The following is a 7,699-nucleotide window of genomic DNA, read 5'->3' as shown; positions in this document are numbered from 1 at the left end:
TCATACCCGACGACAAGCGAGAGGAGATCGAACACACGCTCGCGACCGTGAACCCGGCCGAGCTCGTCCGCCGCATCCACGACATCCAGGACCGGCTCGAAGCACTGGCGGCACCGCGCACCGCGCGGCTGGCCAGACGCATGGGCCCGGACATGGCATACTTGAACAAGACGCTCGCCCGGATCGCGGGCGTCGAACCGGAAGACGACGAAACCCCACAAGCCGACGCGGACTAGGATTTCACGCTCACCACAGGTGAGGCACCACTCCGGATTACGCGCTCATTTTCAAATGAGGCACCTCGCCGGTAAAAGTAGATATAACTGATTCTTTATGTCAAATGACTCTCAGAATCCTTCGGGAATCTGGTTTGCCGGATCGTTCCATGCCGCGAAATACTCACCAACTGCCCATAACGGCACATTGGTGAGCCAATCCTGCTCACGATATCCTTTCATCGATGAGCGATATCCATGCAAGCCTGTGTCTGCGCACAACAGACGCAGGCTTTTTGCGTGAACGTTCTCCTCAGCCTTGACTTCCAATGGAGCCGGCTGCCCGTTATATTGCAGGATGAAATCCACTTCCGCGGTTCCACGGGTTGCCGTCCAATAATACGGAGCGTGGCCGGTTGCCGTAAGCTGTTGGCACACATACTGCTCGGTCATTGCACCCTTGTATTCCTCGAACACCTTATTGGACAATAAGACATCGCGAGCGGATACGTTCATGGCGGCCCCGAGCAACCCGATGTCATGCAGGTACAGCTTAAAAGCCGAAAGATCCTCATAATCACGCAATGGCAGTTGCGGCTTATTGATGCGGTATACGCGATGAGCTAATCCCGAATCGACGATGAATTGTATTGCAGTTTCATACTGGGTTCGTCGCGCACCAGATGTGATATGCCCGAAGACGAATTTATGATTCTCGCGCCCTAGCTGCGAGGGGATGGAACGATATGCGAGACGCACACGCTCCACATCAATCTCAGGAACATCACCCTTATGTTTGGAGAAATCCTTGTCATAGTCCGACAACAATGCCTGTTGCACACGACGGGCCGCTAGATAGTCGTTGTCACCATCAAGAAATTCGCTGACTGCCTGAGGCATGCCGCCAACGAAATAGTATTGCCGCAGTAGACGCTCAAGCTTATCGGCAAACAGCTCCGCTCTGTTGAAATCCAGCGCATGCACTATCTCGGCTAATTCTCCCTGGCCAGCCGCTTCAAGAAACTCCATGAACGTCAATGGATACATGTCTATGGAGTCGATTTTCCCAACCGGGAATGAATGACCCGCATGGTACGACAGTCCTAGATACGAACCAGCTGCTGCGATGTGCTGCTCGGGAGTGTCTTCGGCAAACGCCTTCATCAGGGTAAGTGCTGCCGGAACCTCCTGTATTTCATCAATGATGACTAACGTATGGCCGGGTACGATTCTGGTGCCGGTAAGCACCCCAATATTCTCTAGTACTTGCTTCGCGTTATACCCGGACTCAAACACCGCGTGCGTGTGCTCATCCATAAGGTTGAGGTATGCGCAAGAATCGTATTGCGTACGTCCCAACTCTTTCAGCACATAGGTTTTCCCCACCTGCCTGGCACCGCATAGCACCAGCGGACGACGATGCCGAGACTGCCGCCATGCTTCCAGCGTGGTCATGATATTGCGCTTCATAAGACCTCCATCGTCCGGCACATGAGCTTCGGCAAATACGCTTATGCAGACGTACTACTAAGGCGAGTATAGCCTTGCCGCGCATCGCCGATGCAAAAATCATGACGAACTTTCACCCAGTTCGGGCAAAAGTCTGGACGAATAAACTGCCTTTTCATGCAAAAATCATGACGAACGGTCGGCATACAGCTCTATGACTGTTACATTATCGTTCAATCCTTGGCAAGCAGCCAATCGATAAGGTTCATGCCGCGTATGCCGTTGTGCGTTTGCGGGAATTCATCCATACCGCTCAACGCGCATTGAAAGACACATGATGAGTCCATCCAGAAGCATTTCCGTAATGCGCTCCATGACATCATCGTCCACAGTTGTTATCTTGCGTGCGTATCGCGCGTTCAGGTCTAGGCACTTGGCTTGTACAATCTCCGCCCACCCGTGAATCTTGCCCTCCATCTTCCGCCGGAATGGTTCCCATCATCAGATGGTCTCCTGCCCAACGGGAGAAGCAAATCCGTCCTCCACCGGCGTAGGACCGTTATACCCTTTGAACAACTGCCGGTAATCAGGAATGTCAACATATCTTCTCTTCGCGGGTATGAGTGTAATCATGCCGTTCTCAGCATTGACCTCCAATGAGTCGCCCACCCGCAGACCGGCGCGTTCCATCGTCTCCTTGGATAGGCGCACGCCTTGTCCATTACCCCATTTGACCAATGTTGTAGTACTCATGATCACCTCTTTCGTATTGACACAGTATGTACCTCACGTATTTCCTCACGCTCGCGAGTCCACGAACAAGGTGCAAGGTGATCAGCTGTTGTTCCATTCGGCGGGCCAGTTGGCGGGGTGTGGGAGTTCTTCTAGGGCGGGGAGGCCTTCGACGATGTCGAGGGTTTCCATGCTGACACGGATGACGCGTTCGGCCAGGTCCACAATGTAGCGTGGATTATCGCTGTAATCGTTCGGATCATTGGTGATGCCGCTCTTCTTGTCGGTGGTGACCTTGTAGCGGTCGATCAGCCAGCCGATAGCGGACTTACCGTTGACCACGTACTCGTAGGCGCGCAGCGGAATACCCTCAATCGTGAGGTTTTCCGCCACTTTCAACACGGTAAGGTCCGGCACTTTCTTGCCGGTTTCGGCATTCTTGATCTTCTTCGGGTAGGTCATCTTCTCAGTACGACCCGGGTTCGCGCTGTCGCCAACTTCCATGACCGGCCACGGGTCGATGGATTCGTAATCGAGATGCAGATGTGCAAGGGCTCGGCCGGCCTTCATGAACGCCGTGAAGTCCTTTGCGAGCGGGATGCGTGGCAGCTCCTTCTTCAGGTTGTTGGCGAAGCGCTTGCGGTATTCCGGGCTGTGCAGCACGCCGTACACGTAGTAGAAAATGTCTTCCTTCGTGATCTTCAGATTCGGATACGCCTCACGGAACACCTTGAGACCCGTATCAGTGATGGCATCATGGCGAATATAGCCATGCTCATCCGCACCCTGCATATCCGCTTCGGAGAACAATCCGCCGTCGTCTGACGGTTCGACCTTCTCATATCGGTACAGCGGGAAACACTGTGTTGCATCTGGGTCAACATGCAGGTCAGGAAGAATATCACTGATAAAACAGGTGTAGTTTCGCTTATTGGTGACCGAAGAGATAATGACCATGTTTTTTAAGCATCGAGGGAAACTCTGCTGGTAGGTCATTTCGTTCGGCGCATTTTCCGGTTCACAGCCTTGGGTAGAAACGTGGCTGCTGGTAGGTCCTTTCGGCCGATCGCCTCCGGCGATCGGGAAAATGCGTGGCTGCTGGTAGGTCCTTTCGTTCATAAAAGAATCGAAGTAGACCCATTGTTTGCAGAATGGACGGTAGACACCGAGTATGCAATGGTCAGGATCGTATGGAATCTTGGTGCCTTTGTCGGCATAATCCTGCAAACGCCTTGTCCAGCTGAATCGAGTGGTGTCTTGCTCCAGAGGTGTTCCATCTACATGATGCTGTTCAATGGCATGATTGGTGTCATCGAGTAAACGACTCATATTGGACTGCAATTCAGGCAACGACATGTTCCACGCCCAAGTATCACGACATGTTGCTAAGCCTCTAGACCAAATAGCGAACAATCCTGTTGGCAGTTTCTTTGAGCCATCTTGCACTCCAGTGGGAATGAATGTGGCATAGCTGTCGTCGCGATGGTCGAGCCAATCGCCGTGTTTGTCTGGCTGAAGCTCACTCCATTTCGGAGTACTCTCTACCACTTCCTTAAGAATATTGAGCTTCTGCTGACGATCTAGATAATCGCCTATATCCCTATAGTGGATAGCACCATGCTCTTTGGAGGTGGGATTTTTGACCAGCATAGTAATGGCAATAGTCGTTCGAGTTCCTGACCCAAAAACATTGTCTTTTTCTTTTCGGCGTTCTTCGCCGGAACCTCGTGCATTGCCGCGCAGATTGTATACATAAATAGCATTGAACTCTTCAGTGAAGCATCGACGTATGCCCGCACCTGAACCGCCCTTGACCCATCCTCCGTTGGAGACGAAGCAAACGATACCGGACTCTCCAATACGGTCGGAGGCCCAGCGGAATGCACGGATGTAATGGTCGTACAACGAGTTGTTATTATTCGCATCGGAGTTCGCCACATAGGTTTCCTCTATGCGTTTATCCAATGTTGGATATTTCTGGGTATCGGTTCCGGTATGGCCCACATCGCCGGCACGGTACGGCGGGTTACCGATAATCACCTTGATGGGCAGTGCCTTTTGCTGCTTGATGCGTTCGGTATTCTCAGTGAAGATGGTGTCATCGAGGGTGTCACCATCTTCATGCATTTGGAACGTGTCCGTGAGCAGGGCGCCCGGGAATGGCATGTAGTCGCCCCCAACACGCTTGTGGTATGACTGTTCGATGTTGATGTCCATGATGGTGGCGGCCAACGGGACTATCTCATTGGAATGCAAATCGTGCGCGTACTTGTACGGCAGGTCAGCCGTATCGATCAGGCTCTCATCCTCGATAAGGCGACAGATATACGTACCAGTGCCCGCGAAGCCGTCGAGCACATGTACGCCGCGGGAACCTAACGATTGGCCGAACTCGCGTTGCAGGGCGCGCTGCACCATATGCAACTGCGCGTCCACGACTTCGACGGGCGTGTAGACGATACCCAGCGAGTCGGCGGTGTCTTTGAACGCCTTGGTGAAGAACTCGTTGTAGATCTCCTTGATGAGATTCTGCTTGGCGACATCCGTCTCCAACTGGCTCGCAGACAATCTCACCGACGAGTACAAATCACGCAGCGTCGGGTTGCTGGTCACCTCGGGCAATCCGGCCGCATACAGGGCGTTCATCGTGCGGTCGAGACCCCGCACGATCGGATTGTGCTCGATGACCTCCTTGTTGGTGAACAGGGTCTGGAAGATCGGCTTGGTCACCTCATGCTGTGCCAATACCGCAATCGCATCCGTCTCCGAATAGCCGGGGTTGAGGCTGTCTTTGAGACCATCCACGAACTCAAGGAACGATTCACGCGCCGCACCAGGCTGGTCGACCAGCTGATAGATCGCCTCCGCGCGACGGCGAGTGATGGCTGCGATATCATCGGTCCATTCACCCCAGTAGATCTTCGTACCGCACTTACGCACAATCTGCGCGTTGATGGCCTTCGCCATCTCCCCCAGCTCGAAATCAAGCTCCGGCTGGAAATTCTTACCGGCAGGTTTCCCGTCAGCGTCATCACCGGTATCGTCAGCGCCATCATTGCCATACACGCCTTCGCCGCCGATGCTCGCCACATTACCCGTGGTTTTATCGCGACGGCTGCTCCGCTTGCGCAGCTTGGATTCATCGAGCACTTCCACCTCGATAATCCTGCGCAAGGAATCCTCATCACCCAAGGCGGCCGCGTTGATGATCGCATCCAAGCGTTCATCATGGCTCCTGAGCGCGCGCACCACCTGCCATACCGTTTCATAGGCGCCCGAGGAGAGAATCGCATCCGGGTCCGCACCCAACGGAATCACCACCGGGATAATGATGTACCCGTATTCCTTGCCGGGAGCCTTGCGCATCACACGGCCAACCGACTGAATGATATCCACGCGGCTGCGGCGGGCGTTCAAGTAGATCACCGCATCCAAATCCGGCACATCAATACCCTCAGCCAGACAGCGGGCATTGGAGAGAATATGGCACTCATTGTCCGCGGTCTTGGCGGCCAGCCAATCGAGCTTGCCACGACGGGTGGCCGCATCCATGCCGCCATCCACATGATCGATCTCCACGTGAACCTCATGGTTCGCGGCGATCACCGCCTTGTTTGCATCCGTATCCTCCAGATTGCGCGTGTAATCATCGATCACCGTACGGAACTGGGCGCTCAACGCCTTCGAATCCTTAATCGACGCGGCGAACGCGATGGCATGATGCAGCACGCGCTTGGCATCATCCGGGCCGACTTCGGCGGCATGACGACCGCGATTGACCAGCTCCTCCACACCCTTCGCATGCCGACGATCAAACAACGCTTTCCAACAGCCCACGAATTTGGCGGCATCATCCAGCGGGATCTCGGAATCCTTGGCACTGTATTGTTTTTGCATGGCCGAGCCCATCATGCTTTCGGCCACCTGCATCACCACGATCTTGTAGTCGGTGAGCAAGCCAAGCGCCACGGCCTTGCCGAAGCTCAGCCGGTAGGCGATACGACCATAGACCTGTTCATCATCCATACTCGCTATCTCGATCGCACCCTCTTTGGCCTTATTCTTCGCGCCCTCGCCGAAGATGCGCGGCGTGGCCGTCATATACAGACGCTTCGTGGAGTGAATGAAATCGGCGTCATGGATTTTCTGGAAAGCGGCTTCCCCGTCCATCACACCCGTGGTGCGGTGTGCCTCATCACAGATCGTCAAGTCGAAGTCCGGCAGCCCAAGCTGCTGAGCATCATGAATCACCTGAATCGACTGGTACGTGGAAAACACCACGTTCAACGCATCCTTATGCGGCTGGAAACGGTTGGCGATGGTCTCCGCATTCGTAGTGGCCGGGAACGGAATATCCGTGAGCTGCCCATAGGATTCCTGCTCCGACTTGCTCAGCTTGCTGGCCTTGCCATCCGAGCAGACCACGTACACGTTGATACGGCGGGCACGAGTCTGATTCACCCAGTCACGCATCGACTGCGACACCAAGCTGATGGAAGGAGCCAGGAACAGCACGGTTCCGCCCTCCCCTACCATCGATTCCGTGAGTCTCAAGGAGGTCAAGGTTTTACCAGTACCGCAGGCCATAACCAGCGAGCAGCGGTCGTGATCCTTGAGTTCGGTTGTTACCGCTTCAATGGCTTCGCGCTGATGAGGACGCGGGCTGTACGTTACGCGACCGGCATTGGTATTGCTCGCGGAACCGTTGGAGAACGCCTGCCAATCCAAATTCGATTCGCGCATGGTATCCATATCAAGGCGCACCAAATCCATATCCGGATGCGAAAGCATGAAGTTCTCAAGTACGGACGTGTAGCCGGCTACTGTGTCGGCAATCATGTAATGCTGATAGCGCTTATCCGCCAGCGCATTCATGAAGAATGTGGAGACATCACCGGCCGCAAGCTTAGGCTTGGAATAGCACTTGGCCTGAATCGCCCACAGCGAGCCATCCACATCCTCGGCAACCAAATCGATGCCAGTATCCATCTTGCCGTCATTGGTAGGCGCTTCATCCCACATCCACACCTGCTTGATGCGCTCCAGCCATGCGGGATCATGTTCAAGGAAGAACTCAACGGCACGCTCGAAACGAGTCCCCTGTTCGCGCTTATCGACCGATTCAGTCACGATTTTTGCGAAAATCTCGTCAATACTCATGTTGAGGCTCCCTCATCGGCTATCGGTACTGGCTTCAAGGATACCGGCGCATTACAGGAAATCCCTACCGCACATGCCGACTGCTTTTCCGCGGACGCTTCATCTACTTAAATACAATTGTTTCACGTGAAACATTGCGGTTC

General features: G+C 54.2%; 3 protein-coding genes and 1 pseudogene. 1 reads left to right on the top strand and 3 read right to left on the bottom strand.

Going from position 1 to position 7,699, the window contains the following annotated elements; genetic code table 11:
• Positions 1-236, top strand: a pseudogene (locus tag Tam1G_RS11105) (integrase catalytic domain-containing protein); the annotation flags it as partial.
• Between the two features lie 111 nt (positions 237-347).
• On the opposite strand, the gene Tam1G_RS11100 reads toward Tam1G_RS11105, so the two are convergent.
• The 3 genes from Tam1G_RS11100 to Tam1G_RS11090 all read right to left on the bottom strand — a co-directional run bounded on the left by Tam1G_RS11100 (position 348) and on the right by Tam1G_RS11090 (position 7,556).
• Positions 348-1,685, bottom strand: a complete 1,338-nt coding sequence (locus tag Tam1G_RS11100; RefSeq protein WP_101626569.1) for an ATP-binding protein — start codon at positions 1,683-1,685, stop codon at positions 348-350.
• 480 nt (positions 1,686-2,165) lie between these two features.
• Positions 2,166-2,417, bottom strand: a complete 252-nt coding sequence (locus tag Tam1G_RS11095; RefSeq protein WP_101626568.1) for an AbrB/MazE/SpoVT family DNA-binding domain-containing protein — start codon at positions 2,415-2,417, stop codon at positions 2,166-2,168.
• 81 nt (positions 2,418-2,498) lie between these two features.
• Positions 2,499-7,556, bottom strand: a complete 5,058-nt coding sequence (locus Tam1G_RS11090) for a type ISP restriction/modification enzyme (RefSeq protein WP_101626567.1) — start codon at positions 7,554-7,556, stop codon at positions 2,499-2,501.
• Between the last annotated feature and the right edge of the window lie 143 nt (positions 7,557-7,699).

It is taken from the genome of Bifidobacterium imperatoris (assembly GCF_002860405.1).
GTDB classification, from domain to species: Bacteria; Actinomycetota; Actinomycetes; order Actinomycetales; family Bifidobacteriaceae; genus Bifidobacterium; species Bifidobacterium imperatoris.
Note: the sequence above shows the minus strand (reverse complement) of the source record. Positions and strands in the feature narration are given on the sequence as shown.

What these genes read in the sequence shown, in the direction of transcription:
- Tam1G_RS11095 (WP_101626568.1), bottom strand. Translation starts at nt 2,417, where the DNA reads ATGAGTACTACAACATTGGTCAAATGGGGTAATGGACAAGGCGTGCGC.
- Tam1G_RS11100 (WP_101626569.1), bottom strand. Translation starts at nt 1,685, where the DNA reads ATGAAGCGCAATATCATGACCACGCTGGAAGCATGGCGGCAGTCTCGG.
- Tam1G_RS11090 (WP_101626567.1), bottom strand. Translation starts at nt 7,556, where the DNA reads ATGAGTATTGACGAGATTTTCGCAAAAATCGTGACTGAATCGGTCGAT.